16 protein-coding genes are annotated in these 24079 nt (G+C 61.4%); 7 read left to right on the top strand and 9 right to left on the bottom strand.

Annotated features, from left to right (window positions below):
• Positions 1-19: 19 nt before the first annotated feature.
• Positions 20-622 (bottom strand): helix-turn-helix domain-containing protein, encoded by a 603-nt coding sequence (locus HNQ65_RS09115; RefSeq protein ID WP_184339213.1) that lies wholly within the window; start codon positions 620-622, stop codon positions 20-22.
• Between the two features lie 113 nt (positions 623-735).
• On the opposite strand from HNQ65_RS09115, the gene metH reads away from it, so the two are divergent.
• Positions 736-4542, top strand: a complete 3807-nt coding sequence (gene metH / locus HNQ65_RS09110) for a methionine synthase (protein ID WP_184339212.1) — start codon at positions 736-738, stop codon at positions 4540-4542.
• A 224-nt stretch (positions 4543-4766) separates the two neighbouring features.
• Here the strand turns inward: metH and HNQ65_RS09105 are convergent, their stop codons facing one another.
• Positions 4767-6944 (bottom strand): transglycosylase domain-containing protein, encoded by a 2178-nt coding sequence (locus HNQ65_RS09105; RefSeq protein ID WP_184339211.1) that lies wholly within the window; start codon positions 6942-6944, stop codon positions 4767-4769.
• Positions 6945-7120: 176 nt separating this feature from the next.
• The gene (locus HNQ65_RS09100; protein ID WP_184339210.1) at positions 7121-7681 is read right to left on the bottom strand and encodes a DUF2726 domain-containing protein; all 561 of its coding nucleotides are present in this window, start codon (positions 7679-7681) and stop codon (positions 7121-7123) included.
• 145 nt (positions 7682-7826) lie between these two features.
• On the opposite strand from HNQ65_RS09100, the gene HNQ65_RS09095 reads away from it, so the two are divergent.
• The gene (locus HNQ65_RS09095; protein ID WP_184339209.1) at positions 7827-9113 is read left to right on the top strand and encodes a Y-family DNA polymerase; all 1287 of its coding nucleotides are present in this window, start codon (positions 7827-7829) and stop codon (positions 9111-9113) included.
• Positions 9114-9183: 70 nt separating this feature from the next.
• Here the strand turns inward: HNQ65_RS09095 and HNQ65_RS09090 are convergent, their stop codons facing one another.
• Entirely contained in the window at positions 9184-10011 is an 828-nt protein-coding gene (locus HNQ65_RS09090; RefSeq protein ID WP_184339208.1) for a PEP-CTERM sorting domain-containing protein, read from the bottom strand.
• A gap of 378 nt (positions 10012-10389) precedes the next feature.
• Positions 10390-12465: a TonB-dependent receptor gene (locus tag HNQ65_RS09085; protein ID WP_184339207.1), complete on the bottom strand. Its 2076-nt coding sequence runs from the start codon at positions 12463-12465 to the stop codon at positions 10390-10392.
• A 106-nt stretch (positions 12466-12571) separates the two neighbouring features.
• Here HNQ65_RS09085 and HNQ65_RS09080 point away from each other — a divergent pair, with 106 nt between their 5' ends.
• Positions 12572-13213 (top strand): response regulator, encoded by a 642-nt coding sequence (locus HNQ65_RS09080; RefSeq protein WP_184339206.1) that lies wholly within the window; start codon positions 12572-12574, stop codon positions 13211-13213.
• A gap of 59 nt (positions 13214-13272) precedes the next feature.
• Positions 13273-14583, top strand: a complete 1311-nt coding sequence (locus HNQ65_RS09075) for a sensor histidine kinase (protein WP_184339205.1) — start codon at positions 13273-13275, stop codon at positions 14581-14583.
• A gap of 51 nt (positions 14584-14634) precedes the next feature.
• Here HNQ65_RS09075 and HNQ65_RS09070 read toward each other — a convergent pair whose 3' ends face one another.
• Positions 14635-16254 carry a SulP family inorganic anion transporter gene (locus tag HNQ65_RS09070; RefSeq protein WP_184339204.1) on the bottom strand — a complete coding sequence of 540 codons (1620 nt, stop codon included), beginning with the start codon at positions 16252-16254 and terminating at the stop codon, positions 14635-14637.
• 810 nt (positions 16255-17064) lie between these two features.
• Between HNQ65_RS09070 and HNQ65_RS09065 the strand changes: the two genes are divergently transcribed.
• From HNQ65_RS09065 to HNQ65_RS09055, 3 genes are read left to right on the top strand one after another with little or no spacing between them, the layout of a single operon-like run.
• On the top strand, positions 17065-19992 hold the full coding sequence (locus tag HNQ65_RS09065; protein WP_184339203.1) for a DUF2309 domain-containing protein: 2928 nt from the start codon (positions 17065-17067) through the stop codon (positions 19990-19992).
• 28 nt (positions 19993-20020) lie between these two features.
• Positions 20021-21319, top strand: coding sequence for a proton-conducting transporter transmembrane domain-containing protein (locus HNQ65_RS09060; protein WP_184339202.1), 1299 nt, complete (start codon positions 20021-20023; stop codon positions 21317-21319).
• Between the two features lie 8 nt (positions 21320-21327).
• Positions 21328-22722: a proton-conducting transporter transmembrane domain-containing protein gene (locus tag HNQ65_RS09055; RefSeq protein WP_184339201.1), complete on the top strand. Its 1395-nt coding sequence runs from the start codon at positions 21328-21330 to the stop codon at positions 22720-22722.
• Here the strand turns inward: HNQ65_RS09055 and HNQ65_RS09050 are convergent.
• Genes HNQ65_RS09050 through HNQ65_RS09040 form a run of 3 tightly spaced genes read right to left on the bottom strand, consistent with a single transcriptional unit; the run spans position 22716 to position 24035 of the window.
• The gene (locus HNQ65_RS09050; RefSeq protein WP_184339200.1) at positions 22716-23333 is read right to left on the bottom strand and encodes an RNA polymerase sigma factor; all 618 of its coding nucleotides are present in this window, start codon (positions 23331-23333) and stop codon (positions 22716-22718) included. The genes HNQ65_RS09055 and HNQ65_RS09050 overlap by 7 nt on opposite strands.
• A complete protein-coding gene (locus tag HNQ65_RS09045; RefSeq protein ID WP_184339199.1) occupies positions 23311-23769 on the bottom strand; it encodes a periplasmic heavy metal sensor in 459 nt (152 codons plus the stop codon). Before HNQ65_RS09045 ends, HNQ65_RS09050 begins: the two co-directional genes overlap by 23 nt.
• On the bottom strand, positions 23766-24035 hold the full coding sequence (locus tag HNQ65_RS09040) for a hypothetical protein (protein ID WP_184339198.1): 270 nt from the start codon (positions 24033-24035) through the stop codon (positions 23766-23768). Before HNQ65_RS09040 ends, HNQ65_RS09045 begins: the two co-directional genes overlap by 4 nt.
• Positions 24036-24079: the final 44 nt, after the last annotated feature.

The raw sequence follows: 24079 nt of genomic DNA, 5'->3' as shown, positions 1-24079 counted from the left end.
AAATGGGTTGAGAAAGCGGTTACCGGTAAATCACCACCAGAAACACCAGCGCATCTCCCTTGCCGGTGTTCACGATCGCATGCGGCACATCCGCGCGGTAGGTCCCGGAGTCCCCCTTCGCCAGCTCCTCGCTGTTCACGTCAGACTCGATCCGCACACTGCCCTCCTCCACAGTCAGAAACTCACGCGTGCCCTCAAAGTGTGGCTGGCTGCGCAGCGTCCCACCTGGCCTTAGCGTCAGCTCATAAAACTCCACATCCTTCTCCAGGTTGATCGGCGAGAGCGTGCGGATCTCGCACTGCTTGTCGCTGCGGTACACCTGCGCCCGGTCATTCGCCCGGATCACCTGGATCTTCGACGCACTGGCCTCCGCGCTCTCGATCAGTTCCTGCAGTGTCAGCCCAAACGCCCGCGCGATCCGAAAGGTCACCGTCAGCGTCGGGTTCGCCTTCTCCCGCTCGATCTCGCTCAGCATGGATCGGCTCACCCCGCTCGCCGTCGCCAGCTCCTCCAGCGACCACCCACGGTCCCCCCGCAGTTTCTTCACGCGCTTCCCCAGATTCTCATTGATGGCCTCAGGGCTGGATTCGATGGGGGAGGGGGCTTTAGGTTTGGCGGGCATGCGTGCCGGTATAACGGATAACCGTCTTATAAGTTAGAAATAAAGTCACATGCTCAAATCATGATGCGTTCATATGATGGTTGACCCGTCCATCTCTGGCGCTAGTTTCTACCATGCCTTCACGTCCCAATGTCCGCCCCGAACTCGAAGCCGCCATGCGCCAGAGAATCCTGGTCATCGATGGTGCCATGGGCACGACCATCCGCGGCTACGGGCTCAAGGAAGCCGACGCCCGCGGCACCCGCTTCCTCTCCAACGAAAAAGACCTCCTCAATAACGGCGATATCCTCAGCATCACCCGCCCGGACATCATCGAGGACATCCACCGCCGCTTCCTGGAAGCCGGTGCCGACATCATCGAGACAAACACCTTCAGCGGCACCAGCATCGCCCAGGCCGAGTTCTTCAAAGAGGTGCCGGAAGGGAAGCGCAAAGACCCCGAGTTCTTCCAGTCCGTGCTGGAGGACAAGTTCCTCAACGACCTCGCTTGGGAGATCAATTTCGAGTCCGCCAAGCAGTGCCGCAAATGGGCCGACATCGTCGGCGAAAAAACCGGTCGCAAACGCTACGTCGCCGGTGCCATCGGTCCGCTCACCGTCTCCCTCTCCCAGTTCCCGGATCTTGCCGACCTCAGCTTCCGCTACGTCACCTTCGATCAGGTAAAGCAGGCCTACAAACACCAGATCCGCGCCCTCATCGCCGGTGGCGTGGACACCCTTCTCGTCGAGACCATTTTCGACTCCCTCAATGCCAAGACCGCACTCGTCGCCATCCGCGAGGTCTTTGAGGAGGACAAAGTCGAGCTCCCCGTCCAGATCAGCGCCGCCGTCGGCCCGGGCGGCGAGACCATGATCTCCGGTCAGGTCACCGAGGCCTACCTCAATGCCATGCGGCATGTGAAGCCGCTCTCCATCGGCCTCAATTGCTCCCTCGGCCCCGACAAGATGCGTCCTTTCTTGGAGGAGCTGTCCACCAAGGCCGACTGCTTCGTCTCCGCCTATCCAAATGCCGGCATGCCCAATCCGCTGGCACCCACCGGCTTCGATCTCCTTCCGCCGGACATGGCCAATTTCGCCAAGGACTTCGGCGGCAGCGGCTTCGTCAATATCATGGGCGGCTGCTGCGGCAATACTCCCGAACACATCGCCGCCATCGCCAAGGCTCTCGAAGGCCTGCCGCCGCGTCAGGTGCCGCAGGACCCGCACACCATGCGCCTCAGCGGCTCCCAGCCCTTCGTGCTCAAGGGGCCTTCACCGGAAGAGCGCCCGCCCTACCTCATGATCGGCGAGCGCACCAACGTCGCTGGTTCTCCCAAGTTCGCCAAGCTCATCAAGGAGGGCAAGCTCGAGGAGGCCGTCGCCATCGCCCGCCAGCAGGTCGAGAGCGGTGCCAATGTCATCGACGTCTGCATGGACGAAGGCCTCATCGATGGCGTCGCCATGATGACCAAGTTCCTCATCCTGCTCCAGACCGAGCCCGAGGTGAACAAAGTCCCCATCATGGTGGACTCCTCCAAGTGGGAGATCATCGAGGCCGGTTTGAAGTGCCTGCAGGGCAAAGGCATCGTCAACTCCATCTCCCTCAAGGAGGGCGAGGAAAAGTTCAAGGAATACGCCCGCAAGATCAAACAATACGGCGCCGCCACCGTCGTCATGGCCTTCGATGAGCAGGGCCAGGCCGCTACTTACGACGACAAGATCCGCATCTGCGAGCGCGCCTACCGCATCCTCGTCGATGAAGTCGGCTTCCCGCCCGAAGACATCATCTTCGACCCCAACATCCTCACCGTCGCCACCGGCATCGAGGAGCATAACAACTACGCCCTCGACTTCATCAACGCCACGCGCTGGATCAAGCACCACCTTCCCCATGCCAAGGTCAGCGGCGGCGTCAGCAATGTCAGCTTCAGCTTCCGTGGCAACAACAAGGTCCGCGAGGCCATGCACAGCGTCTTCCTCTACCACGCCATCAAGGCGGGCATGGACATGGGCATCGTCAATGCCGGCATGCTTGAGGTCTATGAGGAGATCCCCCAGGAGATGCTCGTCAAGGTGGAGGACGTCATCCTCAATCGCCGCCCCGATGCCACGGAAATTCTTGTCGATTACGCCGAGCAGTTCAAAGGCCAGGCCGGCGGTGCCAAGAAGGCAGAGATAGACCTCAGTTGGCGCGAGGCCGGCGTGGAAAAGCGCCTGGAGCACGCCCTGCTCAAAGGCATCACCGACTTCATCAATGAAGACACCGCCGAGGCTCTTGCCAAGCTCGGCAAGCCCCTCTCCGTCATCGAAGGCCCTCTCATGGATGGCATGAGCGTCGTTGGCGACCTCTTCGGCGCGGGCAAAATGTTCCTGCCGCAGGTCGTCAAAAGCGCCCGCGTCATGAAGCAGAGCGTGGCCTACTTGCAGCCCTACATGGAGGCTGAAAAAGCCGCCAACCCCGGCCAGCGCAGCGCTGGCAAGGTCGTCCTAGCCACCGTGAAGGGAGACGTGCACGACATCGGCAAAAACATCGTCGGCATCGTGCTCGCCTGCAATGGCTTCGAAGTCACCGACATGGGCGTCATGGTCCCTTGCGACAAGATCCTCGAAAAAGCCCTCGAACTCGGCGCAGACGTCATCGGCCTCAGCGGCCTCATCACTCCCTCGCTCGATGAAATGGTCCACGTCGCCAGCGAGATGGAGCGCCGCGGCTTCAAGCAGCCTCTGCTCATCGGCGGTGCCACCACCAGCGCTGCTCACACCGCCATCAAGATCGCTCCCAAATACAGCGGTAGCATCGTTCACGTGCTGGATGCCTCCCGCAGCGTGCCCGTCACCACCGCGCTTCTCAGCGCCGATCAGCGCGAAGGCTTCGTGAAGAGCAACGAGGAGCGCCACGCCAAACTCCGCGAGGAATACGGTCGCAAAAAAGACCGCGCCCTCCTCAGCCTTGCCGAGGCACGCGAAAAGAGCACTCAGTTTGACTGGGCCGCTCAGGAGATCGCCACGCCCTCGTTCCTCGGCACCAAAACCTACGAAGGCCCCGAGCTCGTCGCCACCCTGCGCGAGTTCATCGACTGGTCCCCCTTCTTCCACTCCTGGGAGCTTCGCGGCCGCTGGCTCGCCGCCGAGCAGCGTTTCTCCTCATCGCAGGAAGACCCCGAGATGAAGTCCAAGGCCGAAGCCGAGGCCCTCAAGCTCTACAAAGAAGCCAACGACCTTCTCGACCGCATCATCGCCGAAAAGCGCTTCACCCCGCGCGGCATCATCGGCTTCTTCCCCGCCAACAGCACCGGCGACGACATCGAGGTTTACACCGACGAATCACGCGCCGCCGTGCAGACTACCTTCCACACCCTGCGTCAGCAGGTCGTCAAAAAGGACACGCCCAACTACGCCCTGAGCGACTACATCGCTCCGAAAGGCAGCGGCCGTGCCGACTACATCGGCGGCTTCGCCGTCGGCATCCACGGTGCCGACGACTTCGCGCACGAGTTTGAAAAGGCGCACGACCCCTACAGCGCCATCGTCGTCAAGGCCGTCGCAGACCGCCTCGCCGAAGCCTTCGCCGAATACCTCCACAAGCAGGCTCGTCTGGCCTGGGGCTATGAAAAGGAAGGGGACTTCGCCAACGAGGACCTGATCAAGGAGCGCTATCGCGGCATCCGCCCCGCACCTGGTTATCCCTCCCAGCCCGACCATACCGAGAAACCCATCCTCTTCAGCCTGCTCGATGCCACCGCCAGGACCGGCGTCGAGCTCACCGAAAGCATGGCCATGCATCCCGGCAGCGCCGTCAGCGGCCTCTACTTCAGCCACCCCGAGGCCCACTACTTCGGCATCAGCGTCCTGGGCAAAGACCAGGTCGAAGACTACGCCGCCCGCAAAGGCATGACCCTCGAAGAAGCCGAAAAATGGCTCGGCCCCTGGCTCGGCTACTAAGCATCTGAGTACGATGGGCACTCCTGCCCGTCGATCAGCGCATGCATCCTCCCAGGACGCTCGCGCGAGCGCCAGCATAGTGGTCCGCACAGTCCCCCTGTGCGGCTCGGGCCACCCATCACCCCCTTTCTCCCAGCTCCTCCGCGCACTGCCCTCTGGAGGAGAGGGATCGTCCCGATCCCTCACGCCCCCGCATCGCCCAGCACTCCCGCGTATCCTCCCCCTCACTGAAACCAGCTCCGAATCCTGTCAAACAACCCGCGCCCCTGTCCAGGCGGCGGCCCCCTTCGCTGCGGCGCATGGTATCCCTGATGCTCCGCACAAAAATTCTGCGGCACCAGGTCATACGGCAGCGCGTCCTCATACGCCGTTCCAGCCTGCGCGCAGCCATCCGTCGCCAGTTGGCTGCTCACGCGGCACAAAGACACCCGTGACAGCGGCAGAGACACCTTCGGCACCTCCGTCTTGTACCCCAGCGCCACCGCCTTCTTCATCACATCCGCCCAGATCGGCAGCGCCAGCGTGCCGCCATAGCCGCCCTCCACAATCGTCTGCGGCTTGTCCAGCCCCACCCAGATCCCGCAGCTCACGCGGTCCGTATAGCCTGCAAACCACGCGTCCTTGTAATCATTCGTGGTCCCCGTCTTGCCACCGCCCGGTTCTTTAAATCCATACTCATTGCGCAGAGACGACGCCGTCCCTCGGTCCAGCACCTGCGCCAGAATGTTGCGCATCAGAAACGCCACGCTCGGCGTCATCACCTCAGACTCCAGCACCGGCGTCTGATAAATAATGTTCCCCGTTTTATCGATAATGCGGTCGATCAGAAACGGCCGCCGCCGCAGCCCCTGATTCGGAAACACGCTGATCGCGCTCGTCAGCTGACGCGGATTCCCGCCAATGTTGCCGATGAAAATCTGCGGCGTCCTTTCCGAAGGCTTCGCAAAGCCCGCGTTAGTCAGCAGGTCGATCACCCGGTCCACTCCCGCATAGTTCCCCAGTCGCAGCGTCATCGTGTTGCGGCTCTTCACGATCCCATCCGTCAGTGTCGTCGGCCCGAGAAACTTGCCATCCGAGTTCTGCGGATTCCATCCTGGCGATGCCCCGTCGATCTCCCCCGGCTGGATCGGCGCATCATTGATCAGCGTCCCCGGCATGAAGCCGGAAGCGATCGCCGCCGCATAGACAAACGGCTTTACCGTTGATCCGATCTGCCTCTCCCCCATCGTGGCGCGGTTGTACTTGCTGTGCCGGTAGTCTCGCCCGCCCACCAGCGCCAGGATCCCGCCCGTGGTGTTGTCCTGCACCATCAGCGCCGCCTGCAGGTACGGCGTCGAGGCCACCTCCTGGGTGCCGTCCCACGTCTTGTCAAAATCCGCCTTCTTCGGGTGCGCATAGCCTCCCTGCTTCTCCACCGCTGCCAGTCGTTTCTCCACCGCGTCATCAGCCGCGTCCTGCAGCTCCTTGTTGATCGTCGTGTACACCTGCAGCCCGCCATCCTCGATCTCCTGCTGCTCCAGGATCAGGTCCAGGTCCCGCCGCACCGCATCCAGCGCATAGCCGCCCTGGCTCTGAAACAAAGGCTGCGCATGCAGCGCGATGTCCGCATACTTCGCCGCGATCTCCTCCTCCGGCGTGATCATCTTCAGCTCCAGCATCCGCTTCAAAACCGTGTCCCGCTCCTTCAGCGCTCCCTCATAGTTTCGGAAAGGCGAAAACCGTGCCGGACTGCGGATGATCCCCGCGATCATCGCCGCCTCGCTCAGGTTCAGCTGGCTTGCATGCTTGCCAAAGTACACCTGGCTCGCCCGCTGCACCCCGTAGATGCCCGGCCCGTAAAAGATGCGGTTCACGTAGTGCTCGATGATCTGATCCTTCGTGCACGCCTTCTCGATCCGCCGCGCCAGCATGATCTCCACCAGCTTGCGGTTCAGGCTGCGGTCATCCAGATCCGGGAAGCTGTTGCGCGCCAGCTGCATCGTCAGCGTGCTCGCCCCCTGCACCACGCGCAGCTCCTTCAAATTCCGCAGCGTTGCGCGCAGAACCCCCAGATAGTCCACCCCGCCATGCTTGTAAAAGCGCGCATCCTCCCGCGCCAGCAGCGCCTTCACAAACCACGGCGAAACCTCGCTCAGCGGCACGATGATCCGGTTCTCCCCGTGCATTCTCCCCAGCACCACGCCCTTCACATCCATCACGATCGTGCGCTCCGGCATGTCTCCCAGCTTCGTCAGGTCATACGCCTTCGCCCGCTCGCTGTAATACGCCACAAGCACCGCCGCCCCCAGCGTGCACACCAGGGACCCCCCCAGGGCAAAAATGATGCAAAACCGCTTCAACGACTGCCAGCGCGACAGCGAGGATTTCGTCGGCTTGCGTTCTTCAGAGGTCTTTTTTTTCATGGGCGCGTCGTATCGGGTCGTTGTTTTCGACCAAAGATCAAGCCTCAGACGATGAACTCGCCGTGAACTTCAATTTCACATTTGAGCACACGCGTCCCTCATTCTGAAGACCTCACGCGCACCAAATCATAGAACTCCCTCAGCTGAGATGCTTCTCTGTCGGGCTGCTGCCCCCCTCAAGAAATCGCCGCATACGCCGCCGCATTCGGGCTCTGCCTGGGCGGTCCGCCAATCCCCGCCAGCAGACTCGTGGTCGGCGGCGTTGGCGGGCATTCTCCCTCCGGCGGCGGCAGGATCTCCAGATTCGCATTCCGTTCCTGCCACGCGTGGCTCAGCTTGTGCACCAGCGTGTCGATCTGCGTGATCTCATCCGCATGCACCTGCAAAATCGGGATTCCGAGCGTGGAAAAAAGGTCGTGCACCAGATGCCGGTCACGCGCCTTACGTTCCTTCTTGCCGGGGCTGTCGTCCTCAAATTCTATCGCCACCATCGGCAGCCAGTCCCCCTTGCGATAAACCATGAAGTCGATATGCCGCTGGCAGATCTTCACAAATCCAGCCACCGTCTCGTGGTGAAGCACCTCATAAAGACGTGGCTTGCACTGAATGTGGCAGCGCTGGGCGGTGATGTTTTCTAGGCAGGAGCAAAAAAGGGCTTCGGCGGCGGAGAGAAGAGGGTAGGGGGCTACAGTGGCTTCAGAGGGGGAAAGTGGGGCTATTGCAGGCGCGGACTGCATATTTACGGTTATCTATGGAAATTATGACTGGATCAATCCATGATTAGTAAGAACGATGTAAGAAAGTGTGTTTTCTGCATTCTGAGTCCTTCTTTATATGTTCAATTGAACAATTAAAATCTCAGGCGAAACTACAGGCCTGCCCATGCCTGCCCCTGTTTCCAGCTCTGACCACTCCCCCTGCGTTGACTGGCTGTTCCTCGACCTCAACAGCTACTTCGCCAGCGTCGAGCAGCAGCTCAACCCCGCCCTCCGCGGCAAGCCCGTCGCCGTCGTCCCCGTGGACTCAGACGCCACCTGCGCCATCGCCGCCAGCCACGAGGCCAAAAAATACGGCATCAAGACCGGCACCAATATCGGCGAGGCCCGCCGCCGCTGCCCGGACCTCATCACCGTCATGGCAGAGCACGACATGTACGTCGAGTTCCATCACAGGATCATCGAGGAGGTGGAGCGCCACTTTCCCGTTCACGTCATCTGCTCCATCGATGAAATGGCCTGCAAGCTCGATGCCCCCCGCCGCCCTCTCGAAGCCGCCACCGCCCTCGCAAAACGCATCAAGCAAGGCCTGCGCGACCGCATGGGCGAATGCATCACCTGCTCCATCGGCCTCGCCCCCAATCGCTTCCTCGCCAAGATCGCCAGCGACCTCCAAAAGCCCGACGGCCTCGTCGCCCTCCTCCAGGAGGAGCTGCCGGGCCGCCTTCTCGACCTTGAGCTGAGCGATCTCTGCGGCATCGGCCGCCGCATGGAGCCACGCCTCCACGCCTGCGGCATCCGCACCGTGGCAGACCTCTGGGCCGCAGACCGTGAGACCCTCCATCGCGCCTGGGGCGGTGTTGTGGGAGACCGCTTCTGGCACGGCCTCCACGGCGGCCCCACGGAGGAGGATGCCCCGCCCATCCGCCGCACCATCGGCCACAGCCACGTCCTCGCTCCAGAGCTGCGCACCCCGCCTGCTGCAGGCACGGTGGCTCGTCGCCTGTTGCTCAAGGCCGCCAGCCGCCTCCGCCGCATGCACTACCGCGCCGGCCACATGCACCTCAGCGTACGCGTCGAGCAGGGGCCCCGCTGCGAGGCCCAGGCCAAGTTCGAGCCCGTGGCTGATAGCATCCTCCTCTCCCGCGTGCTGGCAGATCTCTGGCTCCGCGTCATGCGCCAGGCTCGCTGGCAGCGCGTCAAAAAAGTCTCCGTCACCCTCTTCGATCTCGTGGCCGACTCCTCACCCCGGCAGCTCGAGCTCTTCGCCTCCGCAGACGAGCTTGCCGCCAAGGAGCAGCGCGAAAACCTCAGCCACGTCCTGGATCAGATCAATCAAAAGCACGGCCGCGACTCCGTCGTCATCGGCTTCACCCCAGATACCGTCCGCACCTTCTCCGGCACCAAAATCGCCTTCACCCGCATCCCGGACCGGGAAGAGTTCAAAGAGTAGGATCTCGCAGGCACAAAAAAGCCGTGGCAGCATTCACGCTCCCACGGCTTCAAATCAGTCGCGGCCCTTCCTACTTCGCGGAAAACAGGTCGCGGCAGCTCCGGCGGCGGGTGATGATCAGCGTGCCCAGCCCCGCCGTCAGGATCAGGAAGGCCGAACCCGGCTCCGGAACCATGGCGCAGTCGCCGCCGTTCACAGCCACAAAATAATACGGATTGCTAGGCACCACCATCGGGCAGCCGTTGGCGTTGTGCGTGTCTGCTCCCAGCGTAAAGCCCGAGATAAAGGTGTTGCCGCCTACCAAGGCATCCAGATTCAGCCTCCACAGGTCCGTCTGCGCGATCGGGTCATGGCTTGTCAGTAGTTGCACCGCATGGCCGACAATGATGTCGGCCGTGGAAAAATTCCCCAGCAGCGAGCCGCCGTTCCCATAGATGGAGATCGTCGGGGCCACTCTGTCTGGTGCCGCGTCGGTGGAAAACTCATTCAGGCCAAAGCCCCCCACGGTGGCAGACAGCCCTCGGCTGTACACCAAATGATCAAACGTGATGTTCAGCCCTGTGGACGCAGTCTGGATCCCCGGCGCGCAGCTCGCATCATACAGGCCGATGCCAAAATCCGTCAGTGAGCCATAGCTGTTCGTGTAGCGGACTCCAAAGCCCCCCTGAAAGCCCAGATTCACATTCGGGTTCGCGCCCACGGAGGTGCCTCCGTCCAGAGTCAGGGGAGTCAGATTCTGCAGTGCCGTGATGGAGTAGTTCTCTCCAGTCGGGGTGTAGGGCTGGCCCAGCTCGATCGGCGTCGCCGCAGAGAGGCTGGTCATGGCCAGCAGCACGGCGGCTGCCGCAGCGGGCAAGGGCAGGCGCTGGGGCTTGTGAGCAGGAGATGAGGTTTTCATGGTTGCAAGCGTTAGCAATTCCGCCACCCGCAATCGATTCAGGAAATCCAAAAGAGTGGCTTGAGATATACTATAATTGAAAAAATTCTCTGTAAAGCGAATCAGCTATGAAAATTTCAATTAAATTGACCTAAATACTCCAGTGTCTGAATAACATATTACCATTATTGCATTTCAATTACAATAATTTACTCAGTTATGACATCTCTGACGCTCGTCTGACATTTTGCCTGACGCCCCCATTCCCTCACTCCGGGGGAGGTTGTGCGGCAGTCCTGCCTGGCCGCCATTTTTCTGAACTCTTCCCCCCGAGTGGAAACACTTGGTCAGCCCCTTTGTCCCCCCGTTCAGGGGCCCTTTACCCCATCCCCTGAGGGCTCAAAACCGCCACGTCACCGACACGCGGACCATCCGTGGCTCGATCGGGTGCACATGCACATCATTCACCGGAGCCGCATCCGTTTTCAGCTGGGAGGCATAATAGTACGCCACATCGTAGTCGCTGCGGTTCAGCAGGTTCAGGCAATCCAGCGCGATCTCCATGTTTTTGCGCCGGTAGCCGATGCGCCCGTTCACCTGGATGGACTCTCGCGAGTACACATCCAGCACCTGATCCAGCGGCCTCGGTGCCATGTAGCGCACTCGCAGGGAACCAAAGAACCCCTGCGCTCCCCCCAGCGTCACCCCGGCATTCAGCGTGTAGGGGATGGAGTTCGGTACATTTTGGTGGGACGGATCTTGGGTGAGCAGATAGGCCCGCGTACAGGTCGCCTCCACATCCACCATCGTCCAGTCATTGGGGCGCCAGTAGCTCGCCAGCTCTACGCCAAATCGCTGCGAGGACGGCCCCGGGCTGGAGGAGCCCGTGTCCCCCTCATAGATCAGTTCCGATCCACTGTGCAGCGTCCAGAAAGACAGTGTGTTCACTAGCTTGGGGATCGATTCATTGCGGATGCCCACCTCCGCCCCGTACGTGCGCACCAGAGGCGTGGCACGCTGAGACGCCAGCCCCGTCGCCGGGTCTATCCCTGCCACCACGCCGCGCGTGTCGTTGCTGTGAAAGCCGGTGCCCGCATTCAGGTAAAACTCCGTCTTCGCCCATGGCCCAAACACCACATTCAGCTTGGGGCTGAGGATTCCGCTGACGATCGAGCCTGTATTCCCCGCGATGTTGCTGTTCGTCACATCAAACTGCACCACATCCCCGCGCAGTCCCGGGATCACCCGCAGCCATTTAGTCGGCTTCAGTTCCGCCTCGGCATACAGTCCCCACGTGTCCTGGATGATGTCGTTCTGGCTCACCGTGTTCCACCGCTGCCGCTGCGTTGTGTTGTACAGCCCCAGCCCGTTGATGAAATCCGTGCGCATCTGCGCTCCCAGCGTCACGCGCTGCTCCTGCCCCCAGGCATTCCAGCGCCAGTCATTGGAGACTTGCCCGCCCACAAACCACCGCCGGTCCTTCTGCTCAAACTGGTCCCCCTCCACCGGGTGGTCCATGAAGTAGGTAAAGTTCGAAAACAGGTCCAGGTCATAGTAACCCGCGTACAGGTTTGTCTTCGTCGTCGTGTGGTCCCCTTCATGCACCCAGTCAAAGGACAGGCTGTGCCGCTGGGAGTTGCCGCCATCCGTCGGATCGATGTTGCCGTACCGGTCCAGCAGGCTGCCCATCAGTCTCGATGGCACCTGGTCCGTCGAATCCCATTTCCCCCGGTACCCCATCAGCGTCACGTTCACCTTGTCCGTCGCATCCTCCCAGTGCCACCGCACAAAGCCGTTGAGGCGCGTGGCCGCCGCAGGCAGCGACCACGGTCCGTCATAGTATTGATGCTCCAGCGCCACCGTCAGCTGGCCAGCTCCAGCCTGGATCGTGTCCGCCACCAGCGTCCGCTCGTAGCGGTACTGCCCCAGCGTCGTGCTCAGGATCCCCTGCGGCAGCGAGTCCACCAGGTTAAACCGCGCCGCCCCTGTCGAGCTCAGGTCTCCATGCTGGGCAAAATAGGTGCCCTTCCAGTAGTCCAGCTGCCCCACCAGTTCAGGGATGAGAAAGTTCATGTCTGCATACCCCTGCCCGTGCGCGTGGTTGCGCAGGTTCACCTGCATCCCGTCCACAAAGATCGAGAAGTCGTTCCCGTGGTCCAGGTTCGTCCCTCGCAGGTAGTACTGGTTCGCCTTGCCGTCTCCGCTGTGCTGCGTCGCAATGAAGCCCGGGATGCTCTCCAGCAGCTCCCCTCGTCTCGAAAACGGCCGCGCCAGCAGCTCCTTCGCACTCGTCTGTCCCTTCGAGGCCGAGCTCGCTATCCCGATCAGGCTCTCCGCCTTCCCCTCGATCACGATCTCCGGCATCTCCATCACCTGCTCCTCGGCCTGCGCCGCTTTCACCACCGTCTGGGCATGCCCCGGCTCCGGCATCAAGGCAAGGCTGAGACAGAGGATGGCAAAACGGAAAACAGGCATGAAATGGCAGTGGTCGGCGTTTCTAGGACGACTCCCCGACCCCCTGCCCACAAAAAGCCCGCACTTTTTGCTCTTTGCCGCAGACTGACTATCGTATCTCCCACACATGTCCGCCAAACAGACCCGCATCCTCCTTGCCGATGACCACGCCGTCGTCCGCAACGGCTTCCGCATGATCCTCGCCGCTCAGTGGGACATGGAGGTCGTCGGAGAAGCCTCCAATGGCCGCGAGGCTGTGGACAAGGCCATCGACCTCCAGCCAGACGTCGTCGTCCTCGACGTCACCATGCCCGAGCTCAACGGCATCGAAGCCGCTCGCCAGATCTCCAAGGCCGTCCCCAAGGCTCGCATCCTCGCCCTCTCCATGCAAAAGGACTCCGTTTACGTGCGCGAAATGCTCCGCGCCGGCGCCAATGGCTACCTGCTTAAGGACAGCAATGAGAGCGACCTCCTCGCCGCTGTGCGCGCCGTCGCCAATGGCAAAGGCTTCCTCAGCCCCGAGGTCAGCGACGCCGTGCTGGACGACTACCGCAAGCACGTCACCAATCCCATCGACCTCCTCTCCCCCCGCGAGCGCGAAGTCCTCCAGATGATCTCCGAGAGCAAGACCAACAAGGAGATCGCCTCCGTCCTCAATCTCAGCGTTTACACGGTCGAGGCTCACCGCGGCCGCATCATGGAAAAGCTCAACCTCCACTCCATCGGCGAGCTCGTCCGCTTCTCCATCCGCAACGGTCTCATCGACTGAGCATCGCAGGGCTGCCTGGCCTGGTGCCTCTCATGAATTGAGCCCTGCATCCTCCCCATATGTCCTTCACCTTCCTGCGGATCACTGAGCGCTACGTCCTGCGTGTCCTGGCGCTCGGCTTCCTGCTGGTCATGGTCCTTCTCGGCACCGCCGGTCTCGTCGCCGTTCGCCAGAGCCAGGGCATTCGTCGCGGCGTCGAGCAGCTTGCTCGCGATCAGTTTCTCATCGCCCGTCTGCGCCAGGACGTCCAGTCCGAGGAAAACACCATGACCGCCGTGCTCCATCAGTTCACGCAGATCAATCAGAAGCGCGATGATCTCGTCAGGCTTTTGGCGGAACTCGATGAGAGCGACCGCCAGGTCTCCCGCCTCAGCGGCGAAGCCCGCTCTCTCGCAGACGCCGAGCTATGGGCCGACCTCGACAAGCGCGTCAAATCCTTCTCCCGCGAGTCCCACCGCCTCCTCGAAAGCAACGAGCCCGTGCCTCGGGACAAGATGGAGATCCTCTTCCGGCATCACGCACGCGTTGTGGAGCTCGTGGACAAGCTCATCAAAATCAGCTCCGACCACCTCGCCAAAACCGAGCACCTGCTGGAGCAGCAGTCCCAGGAGTTGAGCGATGATTCCACCCTCCTCCTCGGCTCCAGCACCATCCTCGCCGCCATCTGCGCCATGCTCACCATCGCCTTCGCCCGCAAAAGCATTCAGCGCATCCGCTGGCAGTCCGAGGAGCTCAGCCGCGTCTCCTGGCACATGCTCCAGACCCAGGAGCAGGCCGCCCGCCGCTTCTCCCATGAGCTGCACGATGAGCTCGGCCAGTCCCTCGCCGCCGTGCGCGCCAATCTCACCAAAGGCTCCACCCAAGACCTCCCCTCCCTGCGCGCCGACTGCCTCCATCTCGTGGACGAATCCATCGCCAACGTGCGCGAGCTCTCCCAGCTCCTCCGCCCTGTCATTCTCGACGACTTCGGCCTCGATGCCGGTCTCCGCTGGCTCGCGGAAAAATTCGGTCAGCGCACCCGCTTGAAAGTGGACTACGACTCCGACTTCACCGGCCGCCTTCCAGATGAGACCGAGACCCACCTCTTCCGCATCGCCCAGGAGGCTTTCACCAACATCGCCCGCCATGCCGAGGCCACCCAAGTGAAAATATCCCTGACGTGGCGGGATCAGAGCATCTGCCTCACCATCGAGGACAATGGCAAAGGCCTGCCCAATCACAGCGGAGACATCATTCACAGCCCGAGTCTTGGCATGGTGGGCATGCGCGCACGGGCGCGCCAGTCCGGCGGTGAACTGACGGCCACCAGTGTGTTGCCTCAGGGACTTCGCATCGAGGTGGTGATTCCTCTCCAGACACCCGCTGTCTGACCATGAGGCCGGGGCCGGCTCGCTCCGTTGCTTGCCACCCAGGACGCTTGGTCAATCGGTCTGACGGCGGTACCGTGCTGCCTGCGGATGGGGGGAAACTGGAACGTGGTTTTCGAGTCCGGCAATGATGAGTTCGCGGTTTTCGATCTTCCAGTCCTGCACCATTTCCTCGAGTTTCTTGATGACCGTATGATCGACCAGATCGGTGCCTGAGAGATCGACTTTCACCTTGGCATGCTCATTGAGTGAGAAGAGATGGTTGCGGAGGCCCAGCCAGTTGCTGAAAATGGCTGTTTTTTTCACGTGGATGATGGGGTGGTCCCCATCTTCCATGATCTCGGCATGTGGAATGAAGAGGTTGCCGAAGGACGTGCCGTTGATGACATGCTGCAAAAGTTTGACAACGATGCCCATTGCAATGCCAATCAGTAGATCGGTGGCGAGGGTTGCAATCAAAGTAACCACGAAAACGATCAGCTGGCCTTTGCCCACCTTCCACATGTGATGGAACTCTTTTGGAGATGCGAGATTATAGCCGGTGAAGACAAGCATGCCTGCCAGCGCGGCAAGCGGAATGTGGTTCAGCAGCCAGGGCACACTGGCCACTAGAATGAGCAGGAAGGTGCCATGCCAGAAGTTGGCCCAGCGGGTGCGGGCGCCGTTGTTCCGGTTGGCGGAGGAGCGGACGATTTCTGAAATCATCGGCAGGCCGCCGATGAAGGAAACCAAAGTGTTCGCGATGCCTACGGCGAGCAGATCGCGGTTCAAATTCGTGCGGCGCTGCCAGGGATCAAGCAGATCGACGGCCTTGGCGCTCAGCAGTGACTCCAGGCTTCCGATGAGGCAGAACATGACGATCCATTTGATGCTTGCACCGGATGTGATGGCGGAAAAATCCGGGAATTTGATGCCATCAAGAATGTTGAGCGGCAGGTTGACCAGCTTGTCCGGACCCACTTCAAAGGCGTGGCTTTGGAACTGGTAGATGTGCTTGTGGCCTATGTCGAAATAGAACGAAAGCGGAACGGCGATCAGGAGGACAATCAGTGGTCCCGGCACGGTTTGAACAAATTTGTTTTTGATCAGCATTCGCCCGAACAAAATCACCAGGGCTGTGCCACCGATCAGGGCAATCACAGGGTTCATGTGCATGAGGCTGTTTGGGATTTCTGCCAGCAATTCCAACGGCTCTTTCGCGTGGACGGCAACTCCCAATGCAATGTGAATCTGCTTCGAAATGATGATGATGCCGATGGCCGCCAGCATGCCATGCACCGCCGCCACAGGGAAAAATTCACCCAGAGTTCCAAGCTTGAAAGAGCCAAAGATGATTTGAAGACACCCCGCAACCACGCCGACCGCTAGCATCTTTTCATAGCCAAGCTCGCTGACCGCTCCCAGCACAATCGCTATCATGCCAGCCGCTGGCCCTTTGATGGTCAGCTCAGAGTTGCTCAGGAAGGGGGTCAGCATGCCGCCGATCACGGCTGTAAAAATTCCCGCGATGGCCGGGCAGCCGCTGGCTTTGGCAATTCCAAGGCACAGTGGAAGAGCAATTAAGAAGACCAGAAAGCCAGAGAGGATGTCTTTGCCGAAATAAGCTTTGAAGCCGGCGAAGTTGCCGGCTGGCACGGGGCCTTCGGGTTTTGAAGCGGTGGCGGGTGTGGACATGCGGTCGTTTGAATGACGGAAGGAAATGGATGCAGTGCGTGATGGGGAAAATCTGTTCTATCAAAAGCTCTGGCCTTGCAACGCACGTGCTCTGGCGGGAGATAGGCCTGTGTGGTGTGTGTCGGGGGCGCAGCCACAATAACGAGCCTGACCTTCGCGACACCGTTTTGCAACTTCTTACTACTCAAGGCTTCCCGAAACTCGCCGAATGCTTCTGCTCGCTGTTCCCGGCACGCGGAGGCCCCTGGAGTGAAGATCAGCCTCGAACACCTTGATTAAAGCATCTGGCTCAGCATTGAGAATAATGGCAAAGGTCTGCCCAACCACACCGGAGAAATCATTGACAGCCCCAGCCTCGGGAGAGTGGGCATGCGTGCACGCGCACGCCAACCGGGTGGCTGGCTGACCGCCAACAGTCATGCCATGATCTGTTGAAAAAACGTCTGTCTTCTCTAGTCCCAAACGCTCCTCATGGCACCAGCCCCAAAGGGGCTGCGTATTTAAGCCCAGGGTCAGCCGAGCCTCGGCGAGGCGACCCTGGGTTATGCCCGCCCGCCCGGGAAGCAAACCCATCGCCTTCTTTGCACACCGCGCCCTCCAGCAGCGTTTCCCCGCTATTCCGCCTCGATTTCAACAGGATCAGCGTTGGGCAGGTGTGCAGGTCACGGACGCAACGGCATGGAGAAACCAGGCGCTGAGTGAGTGGAAACGTCAGGCATTAGCGCCCCCACGCTCCGGCGCGGAATACCCCTTGATCAAGGGATGGCGCTTCAACCCCGTCTGCTCTTATATATAGGCTTTTGATCTGCAATGAGCACCCGCACCCATGCCAGCATCTGTGGCTGTCACGACTCCAGGCAGGAGACTCAGCCGGCAGAGGGGCGGCTTGAGCACCTCCGCCGGGTGGTGGATCATGCGGCTCACTTCCTGCCCATTCAGGGCCCCCTGGGGGTGTTCATTCATTACAACACCCTCCTCTCGCTCCAGCACCGCAAATTTGAAGAGGCGGTCATCGAGGGCGGAAACCTCTTCAAAGCCGAGCCCTTTCTCTCCGAGGAAACCTATCAGACAGATCGCGCCAGAGGCCGCATCCTCGACGAAGACATCGACGCCGTCCTCTCACGCGAGCCCGATGCCGAGATTCTCCCCGGCAGGCTCACTCGGCGGCAGCTCCGCCGCTTCATGCTCACCCCCGGCGTGCGCCGCGTCAATGGCATCAATATCTCCTGGCAGATGGAGGAGGGTGGCTGGCTGGACGCCTTCCGTGCCGATCTTCCCCCGGCTTCCGCCTCCGCGCTGCACGGGGATTCCCCCCAGGCGCTCTGGTCGGCATGCCTCGCACGGGTCACTCCCCAGCCTGCTCCACCTCCTGCGCCGCCAAAACGTCCGCGAGATGTCGTGCTCTCACAGCAGGGCATCGACTTGGACGCGCTCATTCACCCGCCGCTCATCCGCCTCACCGCCGCCTATCTCGATCAAGGCATCGCCTACTGGCCCATGCCGCATCGCGACAAAGGCCTGCTCCGCGCCGCGCGCTTGATCATGCCTCAGGCCTTTGCCATCTTCCCGGCTCATCTCAGTGGCGTGCACGCCGAGTTTCTGCGCCAGGAAGCGGCCGGTATGGACGCAGATGCCGTCGTGCTGGAGGCCCTCACCCGGCTCGATGTGCCCTTCTCACAGTGGCAGGACTTCGTCACCGAGGAGCTCCTCGCTCTGCGTGGTTGGGCGGCCATGATCCGCATGCTCGAGCAGGATCCCTCGCTGGCTCCGCATGATCGCGTGCGCTGCTCCGTCATGGAGTTTCTCGCGCTCCGCCTCACCTACACCATCGCGGCTCTCACCCACGTCGCCGGAGACACCGCCGCATGGCGTTCCACCCTCGTTCCGGTGCCGCGCTTTGATCCTCTGACCCATACGGCTCGTGTGTTTGATGTGGCCCAGCTCCTCGGCATCAGCAGTCGTGACTTGGCGGCTCTAAGCGAGGACGAAATGTCCCGTCTCACTCAGGAGATCCTCGCCTGCCATGAGATCGAGCGTCGGCGATTGCTTCACCTCGCCTATGAGCGTCGCCACGAGCGCCGCGTGCTCATTCCGCTCGCCAGGCATCGCAACATGCCCTGCGTCTTTCCGCACAGCAGTCGGCTCGTCGCCCAGGTCATCTTCTGCATGGACGACCGTGAAGAGTCCATGCGTCGCGCACTGGAGGAGGTGGATCCCGGCATCGAGACCGTCGGCGTCGCCGGTTTCTTCGGCGTGGCCATCCATTATGCGGGCATCGATGACCCATGCGGCGTCTCTTACTGCCCCGTGGTCATTGACCCCGCGCATTCTGTCCGCGAGGTCCCCGTGCAGGACCAGGCTCATGTGCACAGGCAGCGCCAGGGCCTGCGTCGTGCCTGGGCTGGCGTGGTGCGTCATGGCTTCATCTCCTCGCGCACCCTTGTGCGCGGCTGGGTCAGCACGGCTTGCCTCGGCTTCCTCAGCCTCTTCCCGCTGGCGCTGCGCGTGCTCACCCCGCTCTCCTACGGTCGTTTCATCAAATGGCTCAACCGCGCCTTCCTCCCGGAGCCCCGGACAGAGTTCGCCTTCATGAGCGACGACGTTGCCTCGCGCGCCACCACCACAGGCCTCATGACCGGCATCACCGTGAAGCAGCAGGCAGACTGTGTGTATGCGGTGCTCGGGCCCGCAGGGCTTCACAAAGGACACGCCAGACTGGTCGTCATTCTCGGCCATGGCTCTACCAGCCTCAACAACCCCTACGAGTCCGCCTACTGCTGTCAGGCCTGCGGCGGCCACAGCGGCGCGCCCAATGCACGCCTCTTTGCCATCATGGCCAACCGCCCCGCCGTTCGTGAGGCCCTGCGCGCCAGAGGCGTCGTCATTCCCGAGGATACCTGGTTTCTGGGTGGTTATCACGACACCTGCAGCGAGGACATCCACTTCTTCGACCTCGATCTTCTGCCAGAGACCCATCACGGCGATCTCGTGCGCGTCCATCAGTCGCTGGACAAGGCGCGCACGCTCAATGCCCATGAACGCTCCCGCCGTTTCGAGGCTGCCGGCCATGCCATCTCTCCAGACTCCAGCCTTCGCCATGTCCAGGAGCGCGCGGAGCACATCGGCGAGCCCCGCCCTGAGTACGGCCACTGCACCAATGCCGTGGCCTTCGTCGGCCGCCGGGAGATCACCAAAGGCCTCTTCATGGACCGCCGGTCCTTCCTGGTCTCCTATGACGCCACCAAAGACCCCGGCGATGAAGGGCTCGCGCATGCGGTCGGTGCGGCCCTCCCTGTCTGCTGCAGCATCAATCTCGATTACTACTTCTCCACGGTGGACAATGATGTTTACGGCAGCGGCACCAAGCTCCCTCACAATATCAACGGCCTCCTCGGCGTGATGAACGGTTATCAGAGCGATCTCCGCACAGGCCTGCCCGCGCAGGCCGTCGAGATTCACGAGCCGGTGCGCATGCTCTTCATCGTTGAAACCACGCCAAAGCGTCTCATGAAAGTCATCCGCGCTTCTCATGAGCTCAACGAAATCGTCAGCAACCAGTGGATCCGACTCGCCACCATGGACCCGGATGACGGTCACGTGGAAGTCTGTCGCGACGGTGTCTTCAAGAAGCTCGAAGGAGATGATGAACCTCTTCCCGTGGCTTCCAGCTCACAGGCCTGGTATCGCGGTAAACGGGATCATCTCCCCTTGGCTCGCATCGACCCCCGCGCTGCGTAATTCTCTTTGTAACATCCAGTCCTTGTTCATGCCTGTTCAAACCCTGATCCCGCTTCTCATCGCCACGCCCGGTGCGCTCTTTCTCGGGCTGAGCCTTGTCTGGCTGCTGGGCGGCGCTGTCACAGAGCGCGCCATGGCATGGATCACCAGGATGGCTTACTCGCTTCTCGTCCTCCTGGCGTTCATCATCGGCTGGCGCATGAGTGCCCAGGGGTTCCATCCCGTGCGTGTGTTGCTGGGAGATTGGTTCACCGTGGGGCACTACGGCTATCCCCTCTCACTGCTGGTGGACGGGCTGTCCCTGCCGCTCGTCGGCTTGACCGTGGTGCTGGTCAGCATTGTCGCCTACTTCTCTGTGCGCTACCTGCATCGGGATCCGGGTTTCCTCCGCTTCTTCCTGCTGCTGCACCTCTTCACCTTTGGCGCCCTCCTCGTCTTCACCGCCGACTCGCTGGATCTCCTCATCGTCGGCTGGGAAACAATAGCCATAACCTCGGTGCTCCTCGTCGGCTTCTTCCAGTATCGGCCTGAGCCGGTGCGCAATGCCCTCTGGGTCTTTGCCTCCTATCGTGTAGCGGACTTGTTCATGCTGCTCGCCATCTTTCTGGCCCATCACTGGTTCGGCACCACCTCATGGAAGGGCCTGCTCGGCGCAGAGGGAGCCCCCGGCATCCATGGCGCGGTCGTCGCCGTGCTGCTGGTGATCGCCGCCGCCGGGAAATCTTCCCAAGGTCCTTTCTGGGGCTGGCTGCCTCGTGCCATGGAGGGTCCCACCCCTTCCAGCGCCGTTTTCTATGGGGCTATCTCCATCCACACCGGTGCTTATCTGCTGCTGCGTATCGAGCCGCTCATTCGCCATTCATGGATCGCCACCGGCCTCATCATCATCACCGGTCTGGCCACCGCCTTCCTCGGCACCCTCGTCCATCGCACCTGTGCCGATGCCAAGACCTCCCTTGCCTATGCAGCCCAGACTCAGATCGGCCTCATCTTTGTCGAGATCGGCCTCGGCTGGTCCACCTTCGCTCTCATCCATCTCGTCAGCCACGCCATGCTGCGCACATTGCAGTTCCTGCGCACGCCCTCCATGCTTCGCGACTACCATCGCGTGCACGCCGCTGCTGGCGGCAGGTTCAGCCCCACCGGCAGCCACTATGAATCCCTGCTGCCTCAATCTGTGCAGGTCTGGCTCTACCGTCTGGCTCTTGGGCGCGGTTTCTATGATGCCGTCGTCGAGCGCTGGATCGTCGCCCCTGTTCAGGCTGTCGCACACTGGCTCGCCCTTTTCGAACCCAAAGCTTCTGCGAAGAAGTCGTCAGATCACTGATCAAATTCATGCCCTACCTTTCACTGCCATACCTCACCGTCGCCCTGGCTTTATTGCTCGGTGGCGTGCTGGCATCCTGGAAGGCATCCCATCCACGCCGCGTCGCAGCGGTGGCCGCAGCACTCGCTTTCATAGCCTTCCTGGCTGCCGCGTGTGAGTCACGCGCCGCAGGGCAGGGGAGTCTGTACGACCCTTGGCTGCCCTTCTTCCAGGCCGATGGCCTCAATGCCGTCCCCATGGCCTTCTACGCCGCCCTGACCCTCGCCGTCATGGTGCTCGCTCCCAGGCGTGACGCGGCCGGGCAGGCCCCCGCTGGCATGCTGCTCATCTCCCTCTCCGTGCAGACCGCCTACGCCGCCGCCTCCTGGGTTCCCATGGTCGCTGGCTGGTGGCTTTCTTGCCTGCCATTTGCATTAGGCATGTTCGGCAGTCAGCGGGAGACCCGCCTCACCATCGGCATTCGTCTCGCCAGTTGCATCGCCCTGACCGCCGCTGTGCTGCTTTTGAGCGCCTCATCGACCACCGGTTTTGCGAAATATGGTACACTTTGGAGCCTTTTTTTCATCATCGCAGTGGTCTGTCGCAAGGGTCTTTTCCCCCTCCATGCAGGCGTGGTCCATGCCTTCGAGCACGGCCCCCTCCTGCCCAAGGCCCTCCTTTTCAATGGCCACCTCGGGGTCGTGCTCGTCGCCCGCGCGCAGCTCGCCTCGCCTCCAGAAACCGCACATCATGCGTTTGAATTCCTCAGCATGGCGGCCGTTGCCACCGTAGGCATCGCCAGTCTGCGTGCCTTCGCGGAAAGCAAGCCCCGTCGTCTCCTTGCGTTCCTGTGCATCAGTCAGGCCAGCTTCATGCTTGCAGGCATCACCAGCACCAATATCGAAGGTGTCACCGGTGCGCTCACACACTGGCTGTTGGTGGCTGCTGCCTCCACAGGCCTCATTTGCATCGTTCGTGCGCTGGAAGTGCGGGTAAGTTCCACTGAAGACCCTCTCATGCATCTGGGCCTTGCCGCCAAAGCGCCCCGTCTTGCCACCTTTTTCCTCATTTGCGGCCTCGCTCTCGTCGGTCTTCCCGGCACGCTGGGTTATTGCGCCGAGGAGCTCATCTTCCATGGCATGCTGCAAAGCCACCTCAGCGCCGGCATCGTGCTCCTCGTTGCCACGGTCTTCAATGCCATCAACCTCCTGCGTCTCTACAACACTCTGTTCCTTGGCGTGCTGCCAAAACACGTCATCAACATCCCCGACGCCCTGCCTCGCGAACGCTGGCCGCTGACCGCCTGCATCCTCTTTCTGGTCTTGGGTGGCCTCATGCCACGCGTGGTCATCGGCTGGCGCTCAGATGCTGCAAACAGCATTGAAAAAGCACTTTCTGCCGCTGGCGGCAGCGGTCATCACTGAGATTCCTCATTCCACCATTGCAGCAGCATCTGCCGTGCTCGGTAGATGCGCCCTTCAGTGCCGCGGATGGAACAGTTCAGCACCTTGGCGCATTCCTCATGGCTCAGTCCTTCCATGGCGCTCAGCATCAGGGCCGTGCGCAGTTTTTCCGGCAGCAGCGCCAGCCCGCGCTCCAGTTTCTGCATCTCGCTCTGCCATTCCGCATTCGCATCCGGAGACCCCTGCGGGCATGGCAGCGGCTGTTCCAGATCATGAATCGTCGTCGTGTTCTCACGCTGCCGTGAAGAACGCGATTTGGCGCGGTCACGGCAGAGATTGAGCGCGATTTGGTAGAGCCATGTGGAAAGTCGCGCACGTCCTTCAAATTCCGGCAGCGCCTGCCACGCACGCACAAACGCATCCTGGCACACCTCGCGCGCATCTTCTACACAGCGCAGCCAGCGGCAGCAGAAACCGAACAGCCGTTCCTCATGCTGCCTCACAATCCACTCAAACGCCGCCATGTCACCAGCCTGCGCGGCACGCAGGTGCTGCTGCTCCGCCGCTTCTTCAGCGGAGCTTTCGGCAGCCTGCGGCATCAGCAGCGCTTCAATGGCGGGTGAGGCTGTCATGAGTCCATTCCAGCAGTTTGTTCGCCTGCGCTGGACGCAGGTAGCGCTTCATCTCAAAAAAATGCTCCAGAGTGGCACGTTGCAGCGCCCCCTGCGCTTCGTTCAGCCGCTCCAGCGCGGCATCCATCGCCGCCGGAGTCATCTTCGGGTCACGAATGGTCTTCGCCAGTTCCAGATCTGCCAGACGAATCTCCTCCTGAAGTTTGATTCGCGTTTTTTCAAACGCCTCCTCCAGAGGTTCCAGTTTGCCATGCTGTTCCGGCGTGATGCTCAGATGCTCATGCATCCACGCGTGCAGATCCGGCTTCACATGATCATGGGCATGGCCTTCTCCATGGCGGTGCAGCGTCCAGTCAGTGACCACCCAGGCCGTGCCTCCGGCCAGAATGGCAGAGCATAGAGTGGAAAGAAGCAGCCATTTCAGCCGGGAGTTCATCGTGTCAGCCCCTCCTGGAAGATCTCCATGGCCGGCGGGGTGGTGTGCGTGGTGTCTTTGGAGGCCAGGCTCCAGCCCACCATGCCGGCAATCGCCACGGCGGACACGACTGCCAGGATCAGCAGCCATTGCACAAACGAGCGCCAGCGCTTGGCCCTTCCGTCATCCACCCGCACCCGGGCCATGATCGTCTCCAGGGCGCGTGGCCCCGCAGCAGGCGTGGCGGCGGCATGTTTCAGCATGCGGTTGAGGTCGGTTTCGTTCATGGCGGTGTCTATTTATGCACAAAGATTCCCTTTTTTTGAATGTT

The sequence above is a fragment of the Prosthecobacter vanneervenii genome (assembly GCF_014203095.1).
Lineage (GTDB): Bacteria > Verrucomicrobiota > Verrucomicrobiia > Verrucomicrobiales > Verrucomicrobiaceae > Prosthecobacter > Prosthecobacter vanneervenii.
This window is presented reverse-complemented; position numbering and strand designations above follow the sequence as displayed.